The sequence below is a fragment of the Psychrobacillus psychrodurans genome (assembly GCF_050209195.1).
Lineage (GTDB): Bacteria > Bacillota > Bacilli > Bacillales_A > Planococcaceae > Psychrobacillus > Psychrobacillus psychrodurans.
In genome coordinates this window covers 1666786-1691742 of record NZ_CP189791.1, presented here as the reverse complement: position 1 = coordinate 1691742, position 24957 = coordinate 1666786, and the positions used below count along the sequence as shown (strand labels likewise).

25 protein-coding genes are annotated in these 24957 nt (G+C 35.1%); 4 read left to right on the top strand and 21 right to left on the bottom strand.

Annotated elements, in window-relative coordinates; genetic code table 11:
- Positions 1 to 67: 67 nt before the first annotated feature.
- Positions 68 to 223, bottom strand: coding sequence for a hypothetical protein (locus ACQCPR_RS07980; RefSeq protein WP_211893974.1), 156 nt, complete (start codon positions 221 to 223; stop codon positions 68 to 70).
- A gap of 183 nt (positions 224 to 406) precedes the next feature.
- Between ACQCPR_RS07980 and recU the strand changes: the two genes are divergently transcribed.
- Together recU and ACQCPR_RS07970 are read left to right on the top strand one after the other, a co-directional pair.
- On the top strand, positions 407 to 1006 hold the full coding sequence (recU, locus tag ACQCPR_RS07975; RefSeq protein ID WP_090561692.1) for a Holliday junction resolvase RecU: 600 nt from the start codon (positions 407 to 409) through the stop codon (positions 1004 to 1006).
- Positions 1007 to 1027: 21 nt separating this feature from the next.
- Complete coding sequence (locus ACQCPR_RS07970) at positions 1028 to 3712, top strand: PBP1A family penicillin-binding protein (protein WP_340879509.1); 2685 nt, start codon at positions 1028 to 1030, stop codon at positions 3710 to 3712.
- 132 nt (positions 3713 to 3844) lie between these two features.
- Here the strand turns inward: ACQCPR_RS07970 and ACQCPR_RS07965 are convergent, their stop codons facing one another.
- The 11 genes from ACQCPR_RS07965 to ACQCPR_RS07915 all read right to left on the bottom strand — a co-directional run bounded on the left by ACQCPR_RS07965 (position 3845) and on the right by ACQCPR_RS07915 (position 14889).
- Entirely contained in the window at positions 3845 to 4135 is a 291-nt protein-coding gene (locus ACQCPR_RS07965; RefSeq protein ID WP_427138710.1) for a YpoC family protein, read from the bottom strand.
- Complete coding sequence (gene nth, locus ACQCPR_RS07960) at positions 4122 to 4778, bottom strand: endonuclease III (RefSeq protein ID WP_427138709.1); 657 nt, start codon at positions 4776 to 4778, stop codon at positions 4122 to 4124. Before nth ends, ACQCPR_RS07965 begins: the two co-directional genes overlap by 14 nt.
- Positions 4779 to 4787: 9 nt before the next feature.
- Positions 4788 to 5498: a DnaD domain protein gene (locus ACQCPR_RS07955; RefSeq protein WP_427138708.1), complete on the bottom strand. Its 711-nt coding sequence runs from the start codon at positions 5496 to 5498 to the stop codon at positions 4788 to 4790.
- Between the two features lie 40 nt (positions 5499 to 5538).
- Positions 5539 to 6834 (bottom strand): asparagine--tRNA ligase, encoded by a 1296-nt coding sequence (gene asnS / locus ACQCPR_RS07950; RefSeq protein ID WP_340879506.1) that lies wholly within the window; start codon positions 6832 to 6834, stop codon positions 5539 to 5541.
- Between the two features lie 21 nt (positions 6835 to 6855).
- Positions 6856 to 7344 carry a DUF5590 domain-containing protein gene (locus ACQCPR_RS07945; RefSeq protein WP_093494675.1) on the bottom strand — a complete coding sequence of 163 codons (489 nt, stop codon included), beginning with the start codon at positions 7342 to 7344 and terminating at the stop codon, positions 6856 to 6858.
- Between the two features lie 2 nt (positions 7345 to 7346).
- Positions 7347 to 7517, bottom strand: coding sequence for a YpmA family protein (locus ACQCPR_RS07940; protein ID WP_090561709.1), 171 nt, complete (start codon positions 7515 to 7517; stop codon positions 7347 to 7349).
- A gap of 21 nt (positions 7518 to 7538) precedes the next feature.
- Positions 7539 to 10301: an ATP-dependent DNA helicase DinG gene (gene dinG, locus ACQCPR_RS07935; RefSeq protein WP_427138707.1), complete on the bottom strand. Its 2763-nt coding sequence runs from the start codon at positions 10299 to 10301 to the stop codon at positions 7539 to 7541.
- A gap of 529 nt (positions 10302 to 10830) precedes the next feature.
- Positions 10831 to 11823, bottom strand: coding sequence for a S66 family peptidase (locus tag ACQCPR_RS07930; protein ID WP_427138706.1), 993 nt, complete (start codon positions 11821 to 11823; stop codon positions 10831 to 10833).
- A 299-nt stretch (positions 11824 to 12122) separates the two neighbouring features.
- Entirely contained in the window at positions 12123 to 12461 is a 339-nt protein-coding gene (locus ACQCPR_RS07925; RefSeq protein ID WP_090563509.1) for an ASCH domain-containing protein, read from the bottom strand.
- 164 nt (positions 12462 to 12625) lie between these two features.
- Positions 12626 to 13855 (bottom strand): MFS transporter, encoded by a 1230-nt coding sequence (locus ACQCPR_RS07920; RefSeq protein WP_427138705.1) that lies wholly within the window; start codon positions 13853 to 13855, stop codon positions 12626 to 12628.
- 29 nt (positions 13856 to 13884) lie between these two features.
- Positions 13885 to 14889, bottom strand: a complete 1005-nt coding sequence (locus tag ACQCPR_RS07915) for an ROK family protein (RefSeq protein ID WP_427138922.1) — start codon at positions 14887 to 14889, stop codon at positions 13885 to 13887.
- A gap of 618 nt (positions 14890 to 15507) precedes the next feature.
- On the opposite strand from ACQCPR_RS07915, the gene ACQCPR_RS07910 reads away from it, so the two are divergent.
- On the top strand, positions 15508 to 16512 hold the full coding sequence (locus ACQCPR_RS07910; protein ID WP_427138704.1) for a nucleoid-associated protein: 1005 nt from the start codon (positions 15508 to 15510) through the stop codon (positions 16510 to 16512).
- 251 nt (positions 16513 to 16763) lie between these two features.
- Here ACQCPR_RS07910 and panD read toward each other — a convergent pair whose 3' ends face one another.
- The 9 genes from panD to ACQCPR_RS07865 all read right to left on the bottom strand — a co-directional run bounded on the left by panD (position 16764) and on the right by ACQCPR_RS07865 (position 23922).
- Positions 16764 to 17147 carry an aspartate 1-decarboxylase gene (gene panD, locus ACQCPR_RS07905; protein WP_090561723.1) on the bottom strand — a complete coding sequence of 128 codons (384 nt, stop codon included), beginning with the start codon at positions 17145 to 17147 and terminating at the stop codon, positions 16764 to 16766.
- Between the two features lie 56 nt (positions 17148 to 17203).
- Entirely contained in the window at positions 17204 to 18034 is an 831-nt protein-coding gene (gene panC / locus ACQCPR_RS07900; protein WP_427138703.1) for a pantoate--beta-alanine ligase, read from the bottom strand.
- The gene (gene panB, locus ACQCPR_RS07895; RefSeq protein ID WP_090561727.1) at positions 18009 to 18866 is read right to left on the bottom strand and encodes a 3-methyl-2-oxobutanoate hydroxymethyltransferase; all 858 of its coding nucleotides are present in this window, start codon (positions 18864 to 18866) and stop codon (positions 18009 to 18011) included. Before panB ends, panC begins: the two co-directional genes overlap by 26 nt.
- A 218-nt stretch (positions 18867 to 19084) precedes the next feature.
- Positions 19085 to 20074, bottom strand: a complete 990-nt coding sequence (locus ACQCPR_RS07890; protein ID WP_427138702.1) for a biotin--[acetyl-CoA-carboxylase] ligase — start codon at positions 20072 to 20074, stop codon at positions 19085 to 19087.
- The gene (locus tag ACQCPR_RS07885; RefSeq protein WP_427138701.1) at positions 20058 to 21272 is read right to left on the bottom strand and encodes a CCA tRNA nucleotidyltransferase; all 1215 of its coding nucleotides are present in this window, start codon (positions 21270 to 21272) and stop codon (positions 20058 to 20060) included. The genes ACQCPR_RS07890 and ACQCPR_RS07885 overlap by 17 nt, the downstream gene beginning before the upstream one ends.
- Positions 21250 to 22380, bottom strand: a complete 1131-nt coding sequence (gene bshA, locus ACQCPR_RS07880; RefSeq protein ID WP_090561733.1) for an N-acetyl-alpha-D-glucosaminyl L-malate synthase BshA — start codon at positions 22378 to 22380, stop codon at positions 21250 to 21252. The genes ACQCPR_RS07885 and bshA overlap by 23 nt, the downstream gene beginning before the upstream one ends.
- 12 nt (positions 22381 to 22392) lie before the next feature.
- Complete coding sequence (gene mgsA, locus ACQCPR_RS07875; protein WP_090561735.1) at positions 22393 to 22800, bottom strand: methylglyoxal synthase; 408 nt, start codon at positions 22798 to 22800, stop codon at positions 22393 to 22395.
- Between the two features lie 10 nt (positions 22801 to 22810).
- A complete protein-coding gene (gene dapB / locus ACQCPR_RS07870) occupies positions 22811 to 23587 on the bottom strand; it encodes a 4-hydroxy-tetrahydrodipicolinate reductase (protein WP_090561737.1) in 777 nt (258 codons plus the stop codon).
- 2 nt (positions 23588 to 23589) lie between these two features.
- Positions 23590 to 23922, bottom strand: a complete 333-nt coding sequence (locus ACQCPR_RS07865; protein ID WP_269920918.1) for a nucleotide pyrophosphohydrolase — start codon at positions 23920 to 23922, stop codon at positions 23590 to 23592.
- Positions 23923 to 24024: 102 nt separating this feature from the next.
- Between ACQCPR_RS07865 and ACQCPR_RS07860 the strand changes: the two genes are divergently transcribed.
- Positions 24025 to 24894, top strand: coding sequence for a YitT family protein (locus ACQCPR_RS07860; protein WP_090561741.1), 870 nt, complete (start codon positions 24025 to 24027; stop codon positions 24892 to 24894).
- Positions 24895 to 24957: the final 63 nt, after the last annotated feature.

Here is a 24957-nt window from a genome sequence, read left to right as displayed (position 1 = left end):
CTCGCATTCTAGTTATAGTTTAGCAAATTCTCACCTATATTACTAGTTTTAAGCGAACGTACATTCTTTATAATTTATTTTCGATTTTTTCGAGCTTTCCAAGAAGTCGAAACGAGTTTTTACTAAAATCCTCTTCAAACTTGTCCTGTTCGTCATTTAATCTATTTTCTAATAAAAACTCCAGAAGTTCTAACTGATCTATAAGTCTTTCAATTTTATTCATCATATACTCCTCCTTTTTAGAGGTATATTCGCTAGTTTTACATTCTCTCCTTCCTGTTTGACAAAGCATCTTCTTTAAAGACAAAACAAGTGTTTACTCGACATCAAGAGAAATGAAACCTTATATATTAGCTGTTCGTCTAATGTACTTGTGATAAACTAATAGCATAAAGAGGTGATTATTTTGGCTATTCATTATCCAAATGGAAAAGCGTATATCCCGGTTACCAAAACAACAAAAGAAAAGAAAAAAGATTACTCTTTCAGTAATAGGGGTAAGACGTTAGAAGACGAAATAAATGATGCAAATGAATTTTATATTGCACAGGATATTGCTGTAATTCATAAAAAGCCAATACCTATACAAGTCGTCAAAGTAGATTACCCATCTAGGAGTAGTGCAGTTATCAAAGAAGCATATTATCGGACACCTTCTACAACTGACTTTAATGGAGTATATAAAGGTAAATATATTGACTTTGAAGCAAAAGAAACGGAAAATAGAACAGCATTTCCTTTAAAAAATGTTCATCTTCATCAGGTTGAACATATGAGAAAAGTTTCTAAACAATCGGGAATTACCTTCCTACTCGTCCGTTTTTCTGCATTAGAGCGTTATTTTTATTTACCTTTTGAACAATTATCGTTATTTTGGGATAGAATGCTAACAGGGGGAAGAAAATCTATTGCTTTATCCGAAATGGAAACAAGCGCTATAGAGATTACTCCAAAATATGCACCAAGAATTGATTATATAAAAATAGTTAATGACTTGAACGTATAAAGTGAAAGTGAGGAGACGTTTATGAGTGAGCAAAAAATGACTCGTGAACAACGCAGAAAACAACAAGAAAAAAAGAAACAACCTAAGACACCAGCTAAATTATGGATGAAAAGAATATTGTTAACTATCGTAATTATAGGAGTTGTAGGACTAATAGCTGGAGGATCCCTGTTTGCCTTCTATGCAAGCAGCGCGCCTGAACTGGATGAAACAGCTTTAAAAGATCCTATTAGTCCAAAACTATTAGACGCTAATGGAGACCTATTCGCAACAGTCGGAGCAGAAAGTAGGGAATATATTCCTTACGATGAAATTCCAAAACAAATGGAAGATGCAATCATCGCTACTGAAGATGCTCGTTTCTATGATCATTTTGGAGTAGATGTATTACGTTTAGGAAAAGCAGTACTTGCTAACGTCACAAATGGTTTCGGCGATCAAGGAGCGAGTACAATTACACAACAGGTAGTAAAAAATTCATTCCTTACAAATGAAAAAACATTAAAAAGAAAAGCACAAGAAGCTTACCTTTCAATTCAACTAGAAAGGGAATATGAGAAAGAAGAAATATTTGAAATGTACTTTAACAAAGTTCTAATGTCTGGAAGAATATACGGATATGGAACAGCAGCTCAGTATTTTTATGGTAAAGATTTAAAAGATCTTACATTAGATCAATACGCTGTACTTGCAGGTATGTCGCAACGTCCAAATGCGTTTAATCCGTTTAAGGATCCAGAGCTTACAGAGAAAAGAAGAAATGTCGTTTTACACTTGATGAACCTACATGGCAAGATTACAGAGGAAGAAATGAAAACAGCTCAAGCAGTTCCAATAGAGGATACTCTCCTACCTGAGGATCAGCGAGTTGCCAACCAAGATTCCAAATATGATGCTTTCATAGATATCGTATTAAATGAACTAGAAGCCAATGGTGATGGAAACGCAATTTCTGAGGGAATTACTATCCACACTACACTGCAACCAAATGCACAACAGCAAGTAGAAAAAACATTAAATTCCGATATGTTCCCTACCGATGATATTCAGTCGGCTGTAGCAGTAATTGATACGAAAACAGGAGCTATCGCTGCTGTTGGTGGTGGCAGAAATTATGGAGCTGATAGAGGTTTTAACTATGCTCAAGACATGACTACACGTTCACCCGGCTCGACGATTAAACCATTAATCGACTATGCCCCAGCAGTAGAATTTTTAGACTGGTCGACAGGACATACACTTGTTGATGAAAAGATAACTTATACTGGATCAGAACAAGTAGTACGCAACTTCGATGGAAAATATAAAGGTAAGATGACATTTAGAGAAGCGTTATATAATTCCCGAAACGTTCCTGCAGTAAAAACACTGCAAGAAGTAGGAACAGATAATGCACAAGAGTTTGTTAACCGATTTGGAATTGACCTAGGTAATGTAACAGAAAGTAGTGCAATCGGTGGTACATCGAAAGCAATGTCCCCTATTCAAATGGCTGGAGCTTACGCGGCATTTGGAAATAGTGGAATCCATACAGAACCATATGCAATTAACAAAATTGTTTATCGAGATGGAAAAACAGAAAAAAATTATAAACCAAAAGCAAAAGAAGTTATGAAAGATTCTACTGCTTATATGGTTACCGATGTGTTACGTGATGTAATGACAAAAGGAACTGGTAAGCGAGCTGCTATCAGCGGTTTAGATATTGCAGGCAAAACAGGAACATCTAACTATAGTAGAGATGATATGAAGAAATGGGACCTACCAAGCAGCGCCTTTCCTGACGTTTGGTTTGCTGGTTATTCCACAGACTATTCAATTGCTATTTGGTCTGGATATCCAGAGATGAAAACACCGATGACTACTAATGAGGAGCGGAACCTACCTCAAAATATTTTTAAAGAAGTCATGGCTAACATTTCTGCTGACTCAGCAAATGAAAAATTTAGTAAGCCCAATTCTGTTGTAGAGGCTACGATTGAAAAAGGCTCAAGTCCACTTAAACTGGCAAGCGAATATACACCAGATGAACTAAAATTAACGGAACTATTTGTGAGAGGCACGGAACCTACAGCAGTTTCTGAGGAATATAAACAACTCGAATTAAACAGTCCATCCAATCTTTCAGTGGAATATGATGAACTAACATCAACTGCAACTTTAGCGTGGGATTTTGAACAGGAAGATCTTGAATCTGAAGTTCAATTTGAAGTGGCTGTTACGATAGATAATGGACCACCTGAAGTAATTGAAACAACTAAGCAAAATGGGTTAATCGTCCAAAGCCTTATTCCAGGAAGTACCTATGTATTCAGTGTAACAGCAGTTTCTGATGATATTCGCAGCGAAAGTGTCCCTGTAACGTTAACACTAGAAGCTATTGTTGAAGAGGATTTAGATGATTTAGATCCAGATGGAGAAGACGTAGAAAATCCAGATGGTTCGAATAATGGAAATGGAAACGGAAACAGTAATGGAAACAACAATGGAAATAATAATGGTAGTAGTAACGGTAATAATAACGGTAATAACAGCGGGAATGGGAATGGAAATGGCAATGAAAACGGGAATGGGAACAGTGGTGGAAATGAAAATGGATCCGATTCAGGTGATGAAACTGAAAATCCAGATGGCGGTTCAACGGAAACTCCACCTACTGGGACTGGAGAAACCGGCGGAAATGGTGAATCTGGAACTAATCCTTAATAAGATATAATAAAAGTAGCAGGTCATGACATTAGTCAAGACCTGCTACTTTTTGTTAAATATTGGAAATGAGAGAAGAACATTGATAGTACTGGAAAATGAGAGTTATCTCTAACTTCAAATCCGATCAATCTAATGATTCATTTGTGCTCGTATGCGCGCAATTTTTTTCTTAGTTTCCTTAAATAGCTCCTCAAGTTGAACAAATGCAACATATTTTACCATATTCGATTCGATAAATATTACGCGTTCTATATAGTTTAGTGGAGCAGCTTCTGCTACCTCATTAAGAATAGCCATAAGAAGTTCGATGCCCTTTCGCATTAGCTCAATCTTTTTATTATCATTTGTTTTAATTAATACTATTAGTTCTTCGCGAATAAATTCCCATTCATCCAAATAACGTAGACTACTGAGCGACAATTTTATTCATCCTCTTCTTTCCTTCTCTACAAACCGAAAGTAGGGGGCATTCTGGGCAATTTGGATTTTGCGCTTTACAATGATAACGACCAAAAAAGATTAATTGGTGATGAGTTTTGGACCATAATTCCATGGGCGTCTTTTTCATCAACGTTTCTTCGACTTGTAGAACTGAATCCTTCCACCTGCAAAGTCCCAAACGTTTAGAGACTCTCTCTACATGCGTGTCTACTGCAATCGCTGGGATATCAAATGCGACAGAAACTACTACATTTGCTGTTTTACGACCTACTCCTGGGAAAGTAGTAAGTAAATCACGATTAGGTGGTACTTCCCCATCATATAATTCGAATAGCTGTTTACTAAGCGCTTGAATATTTTTAGCTTTATTTCGATACAAACCAATCGAACGTATATCGGTCTGTAATTCTTCGATGGATACAGCTAAATAATCCTCTGGTTTTTTGTATTTTTGAAATAAGTTTTTTGTTACTTTATTCACTAACACATCTGTACATTGTGCTGATAGCAAAGTAGCGACTAATAATTCGAATGGATTATCGTGAACCAACTCACAATGAGCATCTGGGAACATTCGCTCCATTTCATCCAAGCAATATAACCACTGTACTTTTGTAAGCAAAATTTACACCTACTCTCTTTCTTCTAACCAGTTGTAAAAAGGCACTTTCAAACTGGAAGATGGTTGTTCCGATGTTTTTTGTACTGGAACATGCTGTCTAAATTGTGCCGACTGATTTTCAGCAGCTTCTACGGTTTTAATATTTTTCTTTCTCCAATCAAATAATATTCGATCTATATAGCGAAGACTCAATTTTTGTGAAAGTACTGCTTCCTTTAAGGCTAATCGGATGAGTGACGCAGAATGCTTGTCTTGATCAAACCACATACCTATAGTCTCATATTCCATCGGGGATAATAATCGACCAAATTCTTGCTCGAATAATTTATATATATCCCCTTCCTCTTCCTTGCTACGAAGATCCTTTACATCATTTTGTTGCTGCTCCATATAATCTACTAGCAGCTCCCATAATTGATGGAATGCATAATATTCATAATGTATACCATTTTGATCTAAATGCTGCTCTATTTGAATTAACCCTTTTTGCATTAGGCGTTGTAAAATAGTTACTACTTTATCTTCACTAAAATAAGTACGTTCTACTAAATTTTGTGGGGTAGGAAAATGAATTCCTGCTTCTCCATAAGCGATTAAATGTAATAATAGAATAGCTTCTTCATCTCTTATATTAATCGCTTTATAATGACTAAAAAAAAGCTGGGAAATAGTTACATTCCCCTGCTCAGTCCAGATACGGAGTCGATCTCGCTTTTGCATTTTCGTACTCCTTTCTCTCTATATAATTTCTATTTACTTATTATGGATACAAACGATTTAATAAACGTGGAAATGGAATAGACTCACGAACATGTTCTGCCCCACTAAACCACGCTACTGTACGCTCTAGTCCTAGTCCGAAACCAGAATGAGGTACAGAACCTTGTTTACGTAGCTCTAAATACCAAGCATACGCTGATTCATCTAGATTATGCTCTGCAATACGTTGCTTCATAAGGTCATAATCATGAATACGCTCAGAGCCACCAATAACCTCACCATAACCTTCAGGAGCGATTAAATCTGCACATAAAACTACATCATCACGTTCAGGGTGTGGTTGCATGTAAAAAGGCTTAATGCCTACTGGATAGTGTGTAATAAACACCGGTTTATCATAACTTTCTGCGATAGCAGTTTCATGAGGCGAACCAAAATCATCTCCCCACTCTATATCATCGAAGCCTTTTTCATGTAAAAACTTAATAGCATCATCATATGAAATACGTGGAAATGGCGCTTGAATATTTTCTAATTTCGAAGTATCACGACCAAGACGTTCTAATTCTAATGTACAGTTTTTCAATACTGATTGAGCAATAAATGAAACATACTGTTCTTGTACTTCTAAGCTTTCTTCAAATTCAACAAAAGCCATCTCAGGTTCAATCATCCAGAATTCAATTAAGTGACGACGTGTTTTAGATTTTTCTGCACGGAATGTAGGTCCGAAAGAAAATACCTTCCCTAGTGCCATAGCTGCTGCTTCCATATATAATTGACCTGATTGAGAAAGAAATGCATCCTCGTCAAAATATTTAGTATGGAACAATTCAGAAGTTCCTTCTGGTGATGAACCAGTTAAAATGGGTGGGTCCATTTTTACAAAGCCATTCTCATTAAAGAATTCATATGTAGAACGAATAATTTCATTACGAATTTTCATAATCGCATGCTGCTTTCTAGAGCGTAACCATAAATGACGGTTATCCATTAAAAACTCTGTACCATGTTCCTTAGGGGTAATAGGGAAATCTACCGCTGCATGAATTACTTCTATTTCTTTTACCTGAAGCTCATAACCGAAAGAAGAACGTTCATCTTTGATCACTTCACCAATTACATACATGGAAGTTTCTTGAGTTAGCCCTTTTGCAGTTTGAAAAATTTCTTCTCCAACTTCTTCTTTTACTACTACACCTTGTACAAATCCAGAACCATCACGTAATTGTAAAAATGCAATTTTACCACTTGAACGTTTATTCGCAAGCCAAGCACCCATTTTTACTGTTTCACCAGCGTGGTTGGACATATCTTTAATCATGATTTTTTTCATATTACCCTCCAAAAGTTTTGACTATAAGTTTGATATTCGCTTCCACCATTCCCCATTATCGAATAACAAGTAGACATAATTGAGGTTGTCTTCTGCATTAACATAGGTTATTTCCCACACCGGTCCTATTTCTTCTACACCAAGTTTAGCATGTAATAGCTTACCGTCTTTAACATCCTTCATAGCTAGGTCCACAGCTTTCTGCTCCGATATACCTTCGTCTAAGCTCACTTCCATTATCTTTTCATCCGACTGCTTGTCTGGCAAAAAATACGCTTTTTCTTCTCCTTTAGCTGTCGTTCCAATTACCGTATGAAAAGTGGAAGTATTGTTATATACATAGGTCTTATCCACCTGAGCTAACAAATTGTTATCCAACGCATACGATTCTGCTTTTTCCGCTGAATCCGAGAATGGACTTTTTGCTTGAAAGTAAATTAATAAGCTTAATATTATAGTTAAACTTAATGCAAAAACTACAATAAATAATAACCATTTTTTAAGTGTCATCTTTATGTCCTATAAATGGTGAAAACAGCTTTATTTTCATCCTGCTTATCTAATGCTAGCCCAAACATTAAATCTTTCTCTTTTAAAGTTCGATTTAATGCATCAACTATTTTATATAAGTCTGATTGGTAGTCGACTACAACAGTCGATAGCGTTTCAATTTTGTTTTCCATATTCCTACCTGCTTTCTAAAATCATCCTTCATTAGTATACCAATTTTCTAGCTCCAAGACCATATTTTCTAGCGATACTTTCTTAACAGGAATATTAGGAATTGCCTGTAAAAAGTCTTTCCCATATGATTTCGTCTCAATTCTTCTGTCTAAAACAATGAAAACTCCTTTATCAGCAGATGATCGTATTAAACGTCCGAATCCTTGTCTAAACCGTAACACTGCTTCCGGTAATGAATAAGCAGAAAATGGGTTATGACCATCTTTTGTTATTAAATCTGCCCTTTTTTTGAATAGAGGGTCATCTGGAGACGAGAACGGTAAACGGACCATAATGATCACTGATAATGCGTCACCAGGTACATCGACTCCCTCCCAAAAACTATTCGTCCCAAATAGAACTGATTTGGAGAAACGTTGGAATGATTTTAACAACCTCATCCTGCTACCAGAAGTCATTCCTTGTGCAAATAGCATATAGTCATCCAATAAATGAGTATCTTGTATTAATTCCACTGTTTTTCTAAGCATATCTTGGGAGGTAAATAAAACAAAGCATCGACCTTCCGAAACAAGGACTGTTTGTACTACTGCTTCTGCAACAGCTTCAATATAATCACTTTGCGATACCTGTTTAATATCGGGCATATTTTCTACTATCAGTAGCTCCGCCCCATTATAATAGTCGCTAGAGGCTTTATACTGAAAGATAGGTATTTCTGAATTTAATCCAAGCTGAGAAGTGATAAAATGCCTATTAGAAGGCACTGTTAACGTACCAGATGTCCAAATAACAGCTCCTACTTCACGGTGAGTCTTAATTGCATTTTTAATATCATCTTTATAGTTAAGTGGTCGCTTAATAACAGTGAGGCTACCAGGAATACTTCTTGTATCAATCTCTAGCCATCTCGCCTCTGTTACTCTATTCTGTAAGAAAATCTCATCCCATTCACTAACTTTAATAGTCAATTCTCTTATCCAATACTGCCATTCATTGATGAATGACTGTATTGTTTCTTCTTCAATATGTTTACTGTACGATTCGATCATAGATTTAGTTGAGAAGATAAAAACCTGAATAGAATTAGCAACAGCACGGAAGATAGATTGATCTAGCTCAAGGTCTTCTAATGCAATCATTTTTTTAGTGCTCTTCCCGTTTCTTTTGCTTTTTTGAAGAAAGGCATCAATAACATACGATACAGCGTGATCAAATTTTTCTATGGTTTCTACATATTGCTTTTCTAAACGAACTTGAACAGACAAAGGAACATTCAGAATTTCCAATTTTTGAAGTAACTGTTCGGTATCAAGGGTTCCAAATTGTCCTAACACGTATTTCCAATTAGTATATGAAAAAATACGTTCACCACGGGACATACTAGCATGAATCATTTGATGTGCCTCATCTATAATCATTGCACAACCAGAAGTAAGTATTGGTTGTTCCCTTTCTTGATCGGCCATAATCATCGCGTGATTGGTCACCAAAATATGGCAATCCTTACTTTTGCGAAGAGCTCTTTCATAAAAGTCATATTCCCCTACTTCTTTTAAATTCGAGAGACTTCCTCGTCTAATTTTATCTATAAAAAGTTGGCCACCTCCAGAAACATTTAGTTCTGTAAGATCCCCATCTTCTGTTAAAGTCAACCACACTAATATTTGCATAATCGTAAACGTTTCATCGTATGACTCATCATCGAGTTGGACCTGCTGCCAAAAGCTATATAAATCAATATAATGATGCATGCCTTTTAGTGTTGCAACCTTTACATTCATGTTTAAAATCGTATTTATCTTTGGTATTTCCTCACTAACCAACTGATCTATCAGATGAGTTGTATATGTACTAATGACAACAGGTCTTTTCGTTTTGATAGAATAGAGAACAGCAGGTAATAAGTATCCTAATGTTTTACCTATTCCCGTTTCGGCTTCACACACTATTTCTGATTCATTAATAAGAGCTGTTTGAATTTGATCCATCAATTCAAATTGTCCCGCACGTTCTTCAAAGCTAGGAAAACCCTTACTAAATAACTCTACCTTCTCATCCTTTGTTTTAGGATATAAAAGTAATTCGGATACTTCCTCTATCTCCCACGATATTTGCTTTATCGGTATTCCTCGGTAAATTAGATAGTTTTCTGATGTTACCTGTTTTCTTTTACTCACAAGTACATCAAAAAATAATATAGATAAATTAGATTTTAATTGAAAGGACCTCTTATGTAACAGCTCAATAGTTTTAAGTGGTAACTTCATTAATTGATCAATACACTTTATCAATAAATGAGCAGTTGCTTGAGCATCATCATCCGCTCTATGAGCAGATTCCAAATCTATTTCTAACTCAACTGCGATATCCTGAAGCTTATAACTATAAAGGTTTGGAAACATTAATTTTGTGAATTCTACCGTATCCATTGTTTTACATACTAACTTCGGAAGTCCAACTCGTTTCAATTCTTTTTGAAGGAAGGGTAGGTCGAAGTTAATATTGTGCGCAACAAAGATATGATCCTGCAGCATTTCTAATACTTCCGCTCCAATGTCCTCAAATAATGGTGCATTTTGAACATCGCTATTAGCTATGTTCGTCAAATCCTGGATAAATAGAGGAATTGGCTTTTCCGGATTAATAAAAGACGTATATGTGTTTATTAATTTGTTATTTTCAATAAATACAATTGCAAGCTGAATAATACGGTCACCATTCGTCGATGAGTGCCCTGTTGTTTCAATATCGACAACTGCATATTTATGATTTTTCATCATTCCCCAACTCACAGTCCTTTTGTTCTAAAAAAATTGTACCACATTCACTTTCCAGTGACGAAACTTTTACTTTCGAATATACATCTCGAGCGTCTTTTTTGGCTTTGTTTTAAAGTAAGAACTTGGTAGAAAAGATTGTTAAATCGTTATGACTCTGGTGTTCGGGTTTTCAAATGTTGCGCTGGTTATTTGTATTAAGATTTTGAAAGTCGTCACTTAAATCTATCGGATTTTTTGTCGAATAAGGGATAATTTGATGGTTGTGGAAGTGGGTATTATATGGAGAATATCCTTAATTGAACTAACAAAGTAGCTTCAATATTAACAAAATTGATACTTAGAAAGACGCTTTCTACTACAATCCTATAGTGAAAAAGCGTCTCCATTTTTTTAAAATCGCACTGCGCTGTATAAATTTGAGATATAATGAGAGGCATCTTCCGAATTATAATGTTCTCTGTTAGTTTCACAAACTTCTAACTACATACAAAAAGAAACAAGCAGGAATTGCAATAACGTTTATTCCAATTTATATCCATTTTTCTATGCATATTACCTTTTTAGCATCTGCATCTAATTTCACATTTTTACCGATAGCTAATGGATGCATTGGATGAGTGTGGCAAGTATCGAATTCTGCTAAAATTGGAATATCTATTGTATCTAATTGTTCTTTCAACAAATCTAATGGCTGTTTTCCTGTTCCTAGATCATCATATTGTTCATGTTTACCTAAAATAATGCCCGCGACTTTATCAAAAACACCATGTAACTTAAGCATAGCAAAGTTTTTCTCAACAACAGCAGCATTTTTCATACAGTCCTCAATTAATAATATGTCACCATACTCAATTGTTGGAAAATAAGGAGAGCCAATAAATCCATACATCGCATTTACATTTCCTCCTATTAATCTACCTTCTGCTATTCCACTTTGCCCAGTTATCCACTCATTACGATAAAGAGTTTTTTCAGTCGTTTTTTCAAGCCAATTTACCGGCTCATCGGACCAATATGAAGGCATTGGCACTTCGTAAGGAAGTATATTTTCTTCCATGAAATAATGTTCAAAATAACGATATGTATCTTTTACAAGTGGATCAAATTCACCAAAAGAAGGAATAAGAGCAGGACCATAATATGTTGTTATACTTGTTTTTGCATAAAGAGCAAGCAATACAGCAGTCGCATCAGAGTACCCGACGATTAACTTTGGATTATCCTTAAATGCTTCATAATCTATATATGGTAACAAACTATTTGAATTTGTACCCCCAATAGTAGACATAATCATTTTAATATCGGAATCCCTTAATAATTTATTTAATTCTTCTGCTCGTGCTTTTGGAGAACCAGAACGATAAGTATCTGATACTCCTGTCAGATTCCCTTCTACAATAACAAAACCTTTTTCTTCTATAAAAGCCTTAGCACGTTGAAAACGCCGATAGGCTGTAACAGTTGCAGGAGAAGATGGGGTAAATATTCCTATTTTATCTCCCTTTTTTAGCCTTTGGACCATTTTTCACCCTACTTTCTATATGCTATTTTTAATTAGCAAGCATCAAATAATAATATTTTGCTTCTTGCAACAATCTACTTAAATCAACTGATGCTTTGAATGCGATATATATTGCAATACTCGCTCATATAGTTATAATTACTCCGCTATCTTTAAGCATTTTTCTATTTTCTTATAAATTGCCAGCGATGTTATAATCTTTATAATAAGAAAATCTACTTTTTCTAATTGATAAAATATGAGTTAGTTTAAGCCCCTAAATAATGTAAACAATGTGTGCAGCAGAAACACTGTTTAGTTTAGTATTTTATAGTGATAGCCAATGTACCCCATTCTTCTTCTTTTTCTGGTGTATATATGTCATATGTTCCTTCTAACATTTCCTTCATAGACCAACCCCCACAATCAAAGTCTTCAAACGAAATATTTCTATACATTTCTTCAAAAGTATCAAATATCCTTAAATTTGTAACTCGGACTTTTAATACTTCACTTTGTTCGGGCAACCTTATAAATTCGATTGTATCACCTATTTTAATTTCCCTTCTCTTCTTATCGTTTAAGCGTACCTCAACAATCTTCTTACCTTCTCTAATTGGTGTAAAATAATTTCCATATAGACCCATTTGATGTACCATTTCACTCACTACTAATTCACCCATCTTCCCTAATTTATTTCTCCATTCTCTTCAGTTTCCTTCCTAACATGCCTATTTACTTTACTTCAATAAAAAATGCCATTCTACTTCTTGAAGAATAGCACCTGTTATATGTTCACGTATCATTAAATAAATCTCGCTACTTAAAGTGTTGTTGAACTTGTATCATTCCTTTTATAAACATCCTTCTTCGTCATTATTATATTTAACTTTTCTGAACTCAGAAGCATTGCTACAACAAATATTACAATAGCAATTGGGAAAATTCCTATTGTTGACTGAGAGGCCATGAAACCAAGAAGTGGTGGCATGAAAGTTGTACCGGTATACGCAAGCGCCATTTGATAGCCCATAATTGTCTGTGAGTTTTTTTTCCCAAAACGTGTTGGTGTCTCATGCAACATACATGGAAATATTGGAGCTAAACCTAATCCAATAGTTATAAACCCAATAAGTGAGAAAACAGACGGCAATGGTAAAACTAAAATAATAGTACCAATCAAAGCTATTATTTGTCCCCACCGTATAAGCGTACGGTTAGTGATTTTATAAGTAATAAACCCAGTTATTAATCTACCAATAGTTATCCCTGCATAATAAAAAGAAATCCACCCAGCAGCAGTTACTACGCTCAACCCTTTGACATTTACTAAGAAACTGCTTCCCCAAAGACCAACTGTTGCTTCAACCCCACAATAAAAAAAGAAGGAAGAAAGTGCCAATTTAACTCCTTTAGTTTTTAGGGGTTTTATATTATTATCGCCTTCTTCAAGTTCAACTTTTAAGTCTTCACGCTCATCCTGTATTGTAATATCGCTCTTTCTGCTAACCTTTTTCCATATAGGCAAAGTGAAGAGAAGGAGAATAACCAATGCAAACTGAACACCAGAAATAACCAAATACCCATTTCTCCAGGAATTGTCTTCTGAAATAAACTGTGCCATAGTAATTGGTCCCAGAGTTGCACCGACTCCCCAAAAACAATGTAACCAACTCATATGACGTGCCTTATAATTAGTAGCTACATAATCGTTTAAACCTGTATCAACAGCCCCTGCTCCTAGTCCAAGTGGAACAGCACATACAATTAACCAAACGATTGATGGAGCAAAATGAAATCCAAGCAAAGCTACAGCAGTCATTAGTACGCTAACAAATGTGACTTTTCCAGTCCCATAACGTTTAAGTACCCTTCCGCTAATCAGACTCGAGATAATTGTACCACCTGCTATTGTCATAAAAAGAACTCCTGCAGTTTCGAGTGGAGCTCCAAAGTCTGGCTGCATTACGGGCCATGCAGACCCCAACAAGGAATCTGGTAAACCTAAGCTGATAAAAGCCAAATAAATGATTATCAAAAGAAATGTTGCCATAATTCACCTCATCTACATTCTAAATATTTTTACTGAATTGTTTCATTTATAAGAAGATTAATTCCAAGACTTTGTAGTCCATATAAATAATCCTGCCTCCAATCACTTATAGTAAGGTTCGGAAGATGTTCTGGTGGTATATATTTAGAGCTTGCTATGGCAATTTTATCTATAAATTCTTCATCCACTTCATTATTGCAAAAAATGATGGTATGTGGATTAATGATGGCTGTTAATGATGCTACTAAACTGCTGATCGGTACGATCTGATAATCCTTGCAAAAGGCAATATCATCATATTTAGGTCCATTTTCCAACGCTTGCTGGAAATTTTGATTATTATTTTGAGGGACAAAAGAAACCTCTCCTGCAAAAAATGTATTTCCTCGCACTACATTTCCATTTATCAACAATCCCGCACCGGGACCATTTTGACCGGAATACAAATATACGAGCGATTGATTGTCCTTAACTCCTCTATTTTGGTGATATCCAAGAACTGCAGCATTCATATCGTTTTCTACAACCACGGGTATAGAAAAATGATCCTCATAGAATCCTTTTACATCCAAATTTTGAAACTGCTCATATCCAGGTATATAAAAAATCCTCCCATTATCAACTGAACCAGGAACCCCTATTGCGATTGAATTAATTTTTGGATTATCACTCACTAATCTTTCAATGCATATAGTTAATAAATGCAGATCATTCTCCTCTAATACACTGGGAACTTCTCCGCGTTCCTTTATTTCTCCCAAACAATTAAAAATGACATAATTGGTCTCGGTCTTTTCTAAGTAAATAGCAAGGCCGAGCATATACTCCGGATTGTACTTATATCTCTTTGCCCGTCTCCCACCACTAGATTCATCTAAACCGACTGAAATAATTTCACCATTCATCTCCATCTGTGCAATGAACTTACTTATTGTTGGAAAACTAATTTCTAATCTTTCGCTGAGTTCTACTTTTGTTGCGCTCTCAGATTCTAAAAGATAAGTTCGAATATGAGAAAGAATTTCCTTCTTCATAGATTTTGGAGTAGTATTCACATACGTCACCTCCTACGAAATATACTTAGTAAAATACTTTAATAAGTACGGATAAATAACTTATTAAAAGCCTTTAATAAGTATTTCTCATAACATACCATATGAAAATATCAAAAACAATTAATTTATTTAATATTTCTGATTAATAAAATAATATTATTATTTTTTACATTCAAATGAATATGCACTTGTGATATTATTATGGATTTTTAATATGACTTCTCCATCCACTTCATAACAGCGTGTACTAGCTATATTTATTTCTGAAGTATTGAGATAACTAAATGCAATTGTTAATGAAGTTATTACAAATAAAGTACTAACTAGTATCCAAAAAAATGCAGTAAAAAGTCTATTTTTATATATAATCATTGTTAGAAAACCTCCTATTTGAATAGAACCTATCTATCCTACCCTTTAATACGTTTAAATGTAATAGATGTTCCACTTTCTTTAGTCAATAATCCCTCTATAAATATTACTGATTGGTTACTAGATTAACATTATTTTTTAAACAGTCCTCTATTAGATAAAATATCATAAGAAGTATGATATGGTAAACTATCTACAACTAAAGATTAGAAGGTGAAGAAGTCCATGCTAGAAGTAAGTGAAAGTAAATTAACACAGTATGTAGTCCATTATGTAGGAGATACGCTTGTTTTGGGAGATGGGGTATTTTCTCAACCCGAGACTATGCTTGAAGCAGCTTTTACTCAATTAGCTTTTAACAAAATTGATTTAGAGCAGCAATACGAATTTTTTCACGAATCAAATATAGGATTAAACGAAGTCTATACATTTGTAAATTCAATCTTTGATCAAGATAGCAGCTTTTATGAACAATCCAAGCATATTGCCAATCATTTAAAAAGTGTATCTCAGCACCCTAATATTAAAAACGGTGAATTGTTTATAGGATTATTCGATAACTGCTTATGGCATACAGAAGTGAAAAAGGTGATAGCCATCGTAAAAATCGATGAAAAAGAGATGTTTTTAGATGTAAAAAATGAACATAACAAAATGATAGTGAACGGGATCGACGGTATTAATGTAAAAAAAATCAATAATATGGCTGTCATCATGGACATGGGACCAGACGTAGCACCTGCTGTTTTTATGAAAACGAAGAAAAAAGAAGATGTCGTATATTGGCAAGAGCGTTTTCTAAAGATTAAAGTAGCTGATGAACATTATCATAAAACAAATCTAGCATTAACAGAGTGTAAAAAATATATCATTAAAGAAGAAAACTACACAAACACGGAAAAATTGGGTTATTTGAATAAAACACTCGATTACTTTAGAAATGAAGAAGAATTCCAAGTAGATAGCTATATTGAAACAGTATTCGAAAAAACCGATTCAGTCCAAAAGGATATTATCGTCAATTCAGTAAAAGCTTATGAAACAGTTATTTCTGAGAGTGCTATTGCAAAGGTAGAAAAAACGTATAAACGTAAAATAAAACTAGATTCCAACATCGAGATTCAAGTAAATGTACGGGATATAGAACAAATCGATGAGCTGATTGAAGTTGGCTTTGATGAATCAACCAATCGAAAGTTTTATAAAATTTATTTCCAAGAAGAAATTTAAACTTTAAGACTCACTAAAATCTAATGAGTACAAGAAAGACTAGAAGAAAAGCCAGATCGAGGATATTAACTCGATCTGGCTCATTTTAAATAATTATACTTTTCCACTCTCTTTGCTTTACTCGCAAGCTAGACAAACTAAGTAATTGAAATGGAACTAGCTCGGATTATAAGTTACCAGAAAATCTAAAAAAACCCTACCAATAATATCAATTTTCACTATCTTCATGAGTAGATCGATTCTTTTTCAAATTACATTACTGTAGCTTCAGGTTCGTAATGGATGATTTGATCGATAGAGTTATCTTGATTCATAATCGCAACTGTTGGCTTATGGGATTGTGCCTCTTCATTCATCACATATGCATACGATAAAATAATCACTATATCTCCACGTTGAACTAGGCGTGCTGCTGCACCATTTACACAAATTACTCCACTTCCACGTTTACCTGAAATAATATATGTTTCAAAACGGGCTCCGTTATTGTTGTTAACGATATGCACTTTTTCGTTTGGTAACATACCAACAGCATCTAGTATATTTTGGTCGATTGTAATACTTCCAACATAATTTAAATCCGCTTCCGTCACAACTGCGCGGTGAATTTTACCATTTAACATCATACGTAGCATTTGTTACACATCCTTTTTCTTATATAAATTTCTTAAAAGCAAATGAGATCGACTATTTAAGTTAAAATATTATCTATCAAACGAGCTTTCTCAAAAAATACTGCTGTCGCAAATAAAATTTCCTTCGTTTCGTCAGCAACATTCTGCAAATCTGGATATGACAATGCCTCTAAATAATCAATTTTACCCGACGTATTACTTTCAATATGTTCTTTCCCTTTTGCAATTGCCACAGTTAAATCATTTGTTTTTTCCCATGTTATTTTGGCTAACTGTAACGCTTGGTATAAATGAACTGCCTCATCACGTTCTTGAGCACTTAAAAATACATTACGAGAGCTTTTAGCAAGTCCGTCTGGTTCTCTCACTGTTGGTATACGTACTATTTGTACTGGAAAATTATACTCATTCACAAATGTCTCAATTATAGCTAGTTGCTGCGCATCCTTTTGTCCAAAATAGGCATTCGTAGGCTGAACAAGATTAAATAGCTTAGTAATTACCTTAAGTACACCATCAAAATGACCTGGTCTGCTCTCCCCACATAGCTTTGTCGAAAGATTCCCCACATTTATAGTAATGCCACTTTCAAATGGATACATTTCACTAGCACTTGGAAGGAATAATATATCCACTCCTGCATCTGTCGCTAACTGTGTATCTCTTTCAATATCTCTTGGATATCGGTCTAAATCTTCGTTTGGTCCAAATTGAGCAGGATTTACGAAAATACTTGCCACAACAATGTCATTATCGATTCTTGCCTTATTTAATAATGCGAGATGTCCTTCGTGCAAATAACCCATCGTTGGAACGAAGCCAATTGTTTTTTCTTTATTTAAAGCGATTATATTTTTAAGCTCATTTATCGTTTGTACTATTTGCATGATTGCCTCCATAAAGTGCGGAAAGTTGTTCTTCCTTCATCGTAAAGGAATGCTCTAGTGTAGGAAAAATACCACTTTTAACTTCCTCTACATATTGCTTTATTCCTTCTAAAATTGGTTCACCAACATTTGCATATTCCTTCACAAATTTAGGAATATGATGTGTACCGTATTTCACCATATCATGGAAAACTAACACTTGACCATCAGCTGCTGGACCTGCTCCAATACCAATAGTCGGGATTGTTAGAGATTTAGAAATTTGTTCTGTCAGTTGATGTGGAATACATTCTAAAACGACCGCACATGCTCCTGCTTTCTCACATAATTTTGCGTCCTCTATTAGCTTTTCTGCAGCCGCTGCAGTTTTTCCTTGTACTTTATATCCACCTAGGACGCCCGCAGATTGAGGCAGCAAACCAAGATGAGCAATAACTGGAATACCTGCAAACGTCAGCTTTTCGATGACTGGTAATACATCATCCGCACCTTCTAGTTTCACAGCCTGCGCCCCTGTTTGTTGCATTAATTGTATTGCATTCGTTAGCGCTTGGTCTAATGTAGTATGAAACGTTCCAAAAGGCATATCTACAACTAGGAAAGTATCCTTCGCTCCACGTCTAACAGCTTTCCCATGATGAACCATGTCATTAATCGTTACGAAAACAGTAGTATCATAGCCAAGTACTACCATACCTAGTGAATCTCCCACAAGAATCATATCCATTCCTGCTTCTTCTGCAAATTTTGCAGTCGGAAAATCATAAGCTGTCATCATCGTAATTTTCTCATTGTTATTTTTCATACTTATAAAATTACTCGTCGTTTTCATACTATTATCCCTCCATTTGTTGTGAAGAGAAAACCATATAAAAACCCTTCTATTCCATTTGGACAGAAGGGCAGAAAAATTATGTTCATAGGTTTTCTCCGTCCCTGTCATGTAGATCAAGGCAGACTATTTAGTTAAAAAGATTTTTCTAAAGGTGCAGTTCAATAAGATACTGCCCAACACTTACAGAATAACAAAAATATTTGAATCCGTCCAAATTAATTTTTCCCTAGTAAATGGATATCTGCAGAATACACACCACGTATTTCACCACTATCCAACTTTATTTCTAAAACACCATCATTTGTAATACCTAAGGCAACACCCTCGAGGGTTTCTCGTAACGTAGTGGCACGTATGCGTTTCCCAATCGTACAGTTATGACTTTCCCATAGAATTTTAATAGGTTTAAAGCCATTTTCTACATATAAATCCCCATACTTTTCAAGATAGTAAAGTATTTTAGCTACTAATATTGAACGATCTATCTCTTCACCATTCTCTATTTTCAATGATGTAGCGGTTTTTTGAATGGATTCTTCAAATGCACTCAGTTCTTGATTTACATTAACTCCAATTCCTATAATTATGGAATGGACTATATCCATATCAGCCTGTAACTCGGTCAAAATACCTGTAACTTTTTTTCCGTTAATAAGAATATCGTTTGGCCATTTAATCTCCGGAGTAAGATTTGTCACCTCTTGAATTGCTTGTGTAATTGCTACTGCAGAAACAAGTGTGAATTGAGCAGCGAACTGGGGACTAATTGCTGGACGAATAATAACACTCATCCATATACCTTTATTTGCAGTTGAGTTCCAGCTTCGATCTAATCTTCCTCTTCCATCAGTTTGTTCCTCTGCAATGACGACTGTACCATGTGGGGCACCTTCACGTGCTTTGTCAGCCGCAATAATTTGAGTAGATTCGCAAGTTGTATAATACTCTATTGTTCTTCCTAATTGCTTCGTTTTCAGATTAGGAATGATTTGCTCTGGGATAACTAAATCAGGTATAGACTGTAGTACATAGCCTTTCTTTTTGATGGCTTCAATAACATAGCCATCCTCTTCAATACTTTTCAAATGCTTCCAGATCATGGTCCGAGAGATATGTAATTCATCAGCAAGCTTCTGACCAGAGACCGGTTCACCCTTTGCATTTATTAGTTGAGATAGAATTTTTTCTTTAATGGAGATATTCACGAGAAAACCATTCCTTTATATCATGTCTGTCATTTTTTATTTGACCATTGACTATCATGCTTGTTAATATGTCTAATACTTCTTTTATCCATGGACCTCTTTTTTTGTTTGCCCATTGCATAAAGTCATTTCCGTTTACAACTATATCTTTTTTTGAGTTAATCGGAATAGCACGTTTTTGAAGCAAAAATTCCTCAAGCGGAAGAGCTATATCGTTTGAAAGAATGGATTTTCCATAATGATACGCTACCCTTAAAACTTCATCACTATATTGGAATAATTCATCAACCGTCCAAGCGCCATTTAACAAATTATGAACTGCTTGAATAACATTTTTCACCTGTTTTTTCTCAACATTTGAACATTTATAATGATTTAATAGCTCATTAATATCATTTTCCTCTATAGACTGAATGAGTACAAAGAATGCCCACCCATTTGCTTTAAGATTAAAACTAGAGAAGTTGACCCAACTCTGTAAATTTCTTTCCCAATCTCCCGGAAAAATGCTCGATAATCCACTGTCTACAAAAAGTTTCATGCCTTTGTATGGAAACTCACTTAGCCATATTTTTTCCAGCTCGACTTTCACTCTTTCAATGGAAACATGTCCAATAAGTGCATGCAAGGAACGAATTGCATTTAACGTCTCAGAATCAAGTGTAAAATTCAGCTGTGCCGAGAACCTAACTGCTCTAAGCATTCGTAATGCGTCTTCTGAAAATCTTAACTGTGGATTACCAACTGCTTTAATTATTCCTGCCTCGATAGCTTGCCTTCCTCCAAAATAATCGACTAGCTCATCTTCTTTTGTTAATGCCATCGCATTTATCGTAAAGTCTCGTCTTTGAAGATCCTCTGTTAACGTACGAACAAATTTAACTCCATCTGGTCTTCTAAAATCTGAGTATGTCGATTCAGACCTATAAGTAGTTACTTCAATTGGCTCGTCCAATACAACTAATACAGTACCATGTTCAATTCCAACATCAATCGTATGAGTAAATATCTTTTTGACTTCATCCGGCGTGGCGTTTGTGGTAATATCCACGTCATTTACTGGAGCGTTACGTATAAAGTCTCGGACAGCCCCACCCACTACAAATGCTTCGAAACCTGCTTGTTCCAGTTCATCAATTATTTTATAAGCTGCTGGCCACCGATTTTTCATAACGCTATTTTCTCGCCACTCTTTCATACATCTCTTCATATTGCGCCACAATACTTTTGGAACTGAATCGATCCTGTATAATCTCAAATGATCTATCTACTATTTGTTTATGTAATGTTGAGTTTTGTAAAATTTCCACACCATATTCTGCTACCTTTTTCCAATCTCCTAATTCAACGATATATCCATTTTCCCCATTTGTAATAACCTCAGGAATCCCACCGACATCAGTTCCAATACAAGGTACACCACATGCCATCGCTTCTAATAGTACTAAACCAAATGATTCTTTTTCTGAAAGTAATAGCATAAGATCCGAAATTGCATATAGTTCAGATAAACTCTCCTGTTTTCCTAAAAACAATACATCCTTTTCGACGGAGGTGCCTTTAATAGACTCCATAATAGGATGTTTTTCAGGACCATCTCCTACCAACAAAAGTTTAGCTGGAACATTCTGGTGAATTAGTTTAAAGCTTTCCACAATATCGGGTATATGCTTCACTTTTCTAAAGTTAGAAACATGAATAACTACTTTTTCATCAGGTTTGATACCTAATAATTCTTTTAGATTACCAGGATCTTTTTTAGTATATTCTCGTTCATCTATAAAATTATATATCGTATCAATTTCTTTATTCGGGGCTATTAAATCCATTGTTTCTTGAGCAAGGGAGTTAGATACCGCAGTAACAACATCCGATTTTTCTATACCATATTTAATCGCACCTTTTAGCGACGAATCATATCCTAGCACTGTTATATCTGTTCCATGTAAAGTTGTAACAATCCCAATGTCTGAATTTGCCATATTTTTTGCCAAAATAGCACACACTGCATGAGGAATAGCATAATGGACATGTAAGACATCTAATTGTTGATCAACAATTACCTCTGCCATTTTATTGGCTAATGCAATATCATATGGAGCATATTGAAAAACAGAATAGCTATTCACTTCCACTTGATGGAATGTTATTGTTGGATATATTTTATTTAATCTGAAAGGGATCCCTGAAGTAATGAAATGTATTTCATGCCCTTTTGCAGCAAGCATCTTCCCTAGTTCTGTTGCAATTACACCTGATCCACCTACTGTTGGATAGCAAGTAATACCTATTTTCAATTTACGCACTTAACCACTTCCTTAACGTGAACGTCTCTCTTCCAATAAACGCCAATCTAAAAAACCTTGTTCTATTCCTTTTAATAGTATTTCAGCTGTTCCCATGTTTGTTGCAAGAGGAATCTGATATACATCACAAAGTCGAATGAGCGCAGTTACATCTGGCTCATGAGGTTGAGCTGTAAGCGGATCCCGGAAAAATATGACCATATCCATTTCGTTATTTGCAATTGCAGAACCTATTTGTTGATCTCCACCTAGCGGTCCTGATTTATATCTAAATATTTTTAAGCCAACTTCATCCATAATTCTAGTACCTGTTGTTCCGGTAGCATATAAGTCATGCTCCTCTAATATCGATTTAAAGGCAGTTACAAACTGTATTAAATCTTCTTTTTTCTGATCATGTGCTACTAATGCAATTCTCATTTTATACCTCCTATAAAATAATATCCTCTAAACCGTAAGTCAGTATATTACGTTTCATAACTTCTTCGATAGACAGTACAATTCCAGACATAAAGGAAGCACGGTCAAAAGAATCATGACGTAGAGTTAGCAATTGACCTTCTCCCCCAAGTAGTACCTGTTGATGTGCAACTAAACCAGGTAATCGGACACTATGTATATGCATGCCATCCATATTTGCTCCTCTTGCGCCCTGAATTGTCTCTTCCTCCTCAGGATGACCTTGTTCCATTGAAGTACGTGTTTGTTGAATCATTTGAGCCGTCTTAATAGCTGTTCCTGAAGGGGCATCTACCTTTTGATCGTGATGCATCTCGATAATCTCTACATTAGGTAAATATTTTGCAGCTGTTTGTGCAAACTTCATCATAAGGACAGCACCAATAGAAAAGTTAGGGGCGATAATACACCCTACCTGTCTTTCTTCTACTTTGTTACGTAATGTATCTAATTGTAAATCAGTAAAGCCAGTTGTACCAATAACTGGTCTTACACCATACTCAAGTGCTGTCATAGCATGTTCAAAAACAGCTGAAGGTACCGTCAAATCGACTAATACATCAGGTTCTGTCTGCTCGATTAATAAATTTAAAGATGTGAAAATGGGAATATTATCTCCTAAGCACTCCATATCTTTTTTAGAATCTAAAACCGATACTAATAAAAAATTCTCGTTCTTTATAACCGTTGCTACTGCTTCTTTTCCCATTTTACCCCTAGGGCCGGCTATCGCTACTTTAATGACCATTATTAGTCCTCCTTGATCGTCCATCTATCTTTGTCTCTTGTATTGTATTTGTTTAAGACTTGCTCTAGTGACTGTTGCAGATCTATACCTTCCGCATTTGCCAAACACAATAGTACAAAAAAGAAATCTCCCATTTCATCAGCAATTTCTTTTTCCACTTCTGTAGGTTTCTTTTTCTTTGTCCCATACTTATGTTGAACCTCCCTAGAGAGCTCCCCTAATTCTTCAGTAAGTCTTGCTAATAGCTCCATAGGTGGAAAGTAACCTTCTTTAAATTGATTTATATATGTATCTACCTCTAGTTGTAATTCGGACAACGTTTTTTTCTCTTCCATTGTTTATCCCTCCTATATCCTAATAAAAATAGCAGCTAGTTGTCAAAAGCATCGAAATAATCGATAATAACTTTAGTATGAACTAATAAGTGAGGTGGAACAATGGGACTTGGACTTAAATTTAAAAATATTGTGATGATTATTTTGGGAGCAGCTATATATAGTTTTGGCTTTGTTCATTTTAATATGCAAAACGAACTTGGAGAAGGTGGATTTTCTGGTATTACTCTCGTTTTATACTTTGCATTCAACTGGGATGTAGCCTTGATGAACCTTTTATTAAATATACCAATGTTCATCATAGGTTGGAAGCTGCTCGGCCGTAAAATGTTTGCTTATACATTAATAGGGACCATTTCAGTATCTATATTTTTAAAAATATTTAATATTTATGAATTTCAGTTAGGGTTAGAAGATGACCTTTTTCTCGTATCACTATTTGCTGGTGTTTTTGTAGGATTAGGTTTAGGAATTATTTTCAAATATGGAGGTACAACTGGAGGCGTAGATATTATTGCCCGTCTTGTATTTAAATACAAGGGATGGAGCATGGGTAAAACTATGTTTATCTTCGATGCATTTGTCATTTTGTTATCTTGGGCAACTTTCTTAAATGAGCGTTCTATGATGTATACCCTAGTAGCCGTATATGTAGGTGCAAGAGTCATTGATTTTGTTCAAGAAGGAGCTTATTCTGCTAGAGGTGCATTTATCATTTCAGAAAGACAAAATGAGATTGCAGATCTGATTACCAATAAGTTATCTCGCGGAGTAACTATTTTAAATGGTCATGGACATTTTACAAAAAGTAGTCGTGAAGTAATATATTGTGTTGTAGCTAAAAACCAGATAAGTGTGTTGAAATCAGTTATTAGCTCTGTTGATCCACATGCATTTGTTTCTATTACAGAAGTAAAAGATGTAATGGGTGAAGGTTTCACATTAGATGATGAGAAAAATCCGATAGAATAGTTATAAGGGATTGTTCAAGTATTTTACTTGGGTGATCCTTTTTCTAACTATACGTTCCAGTTC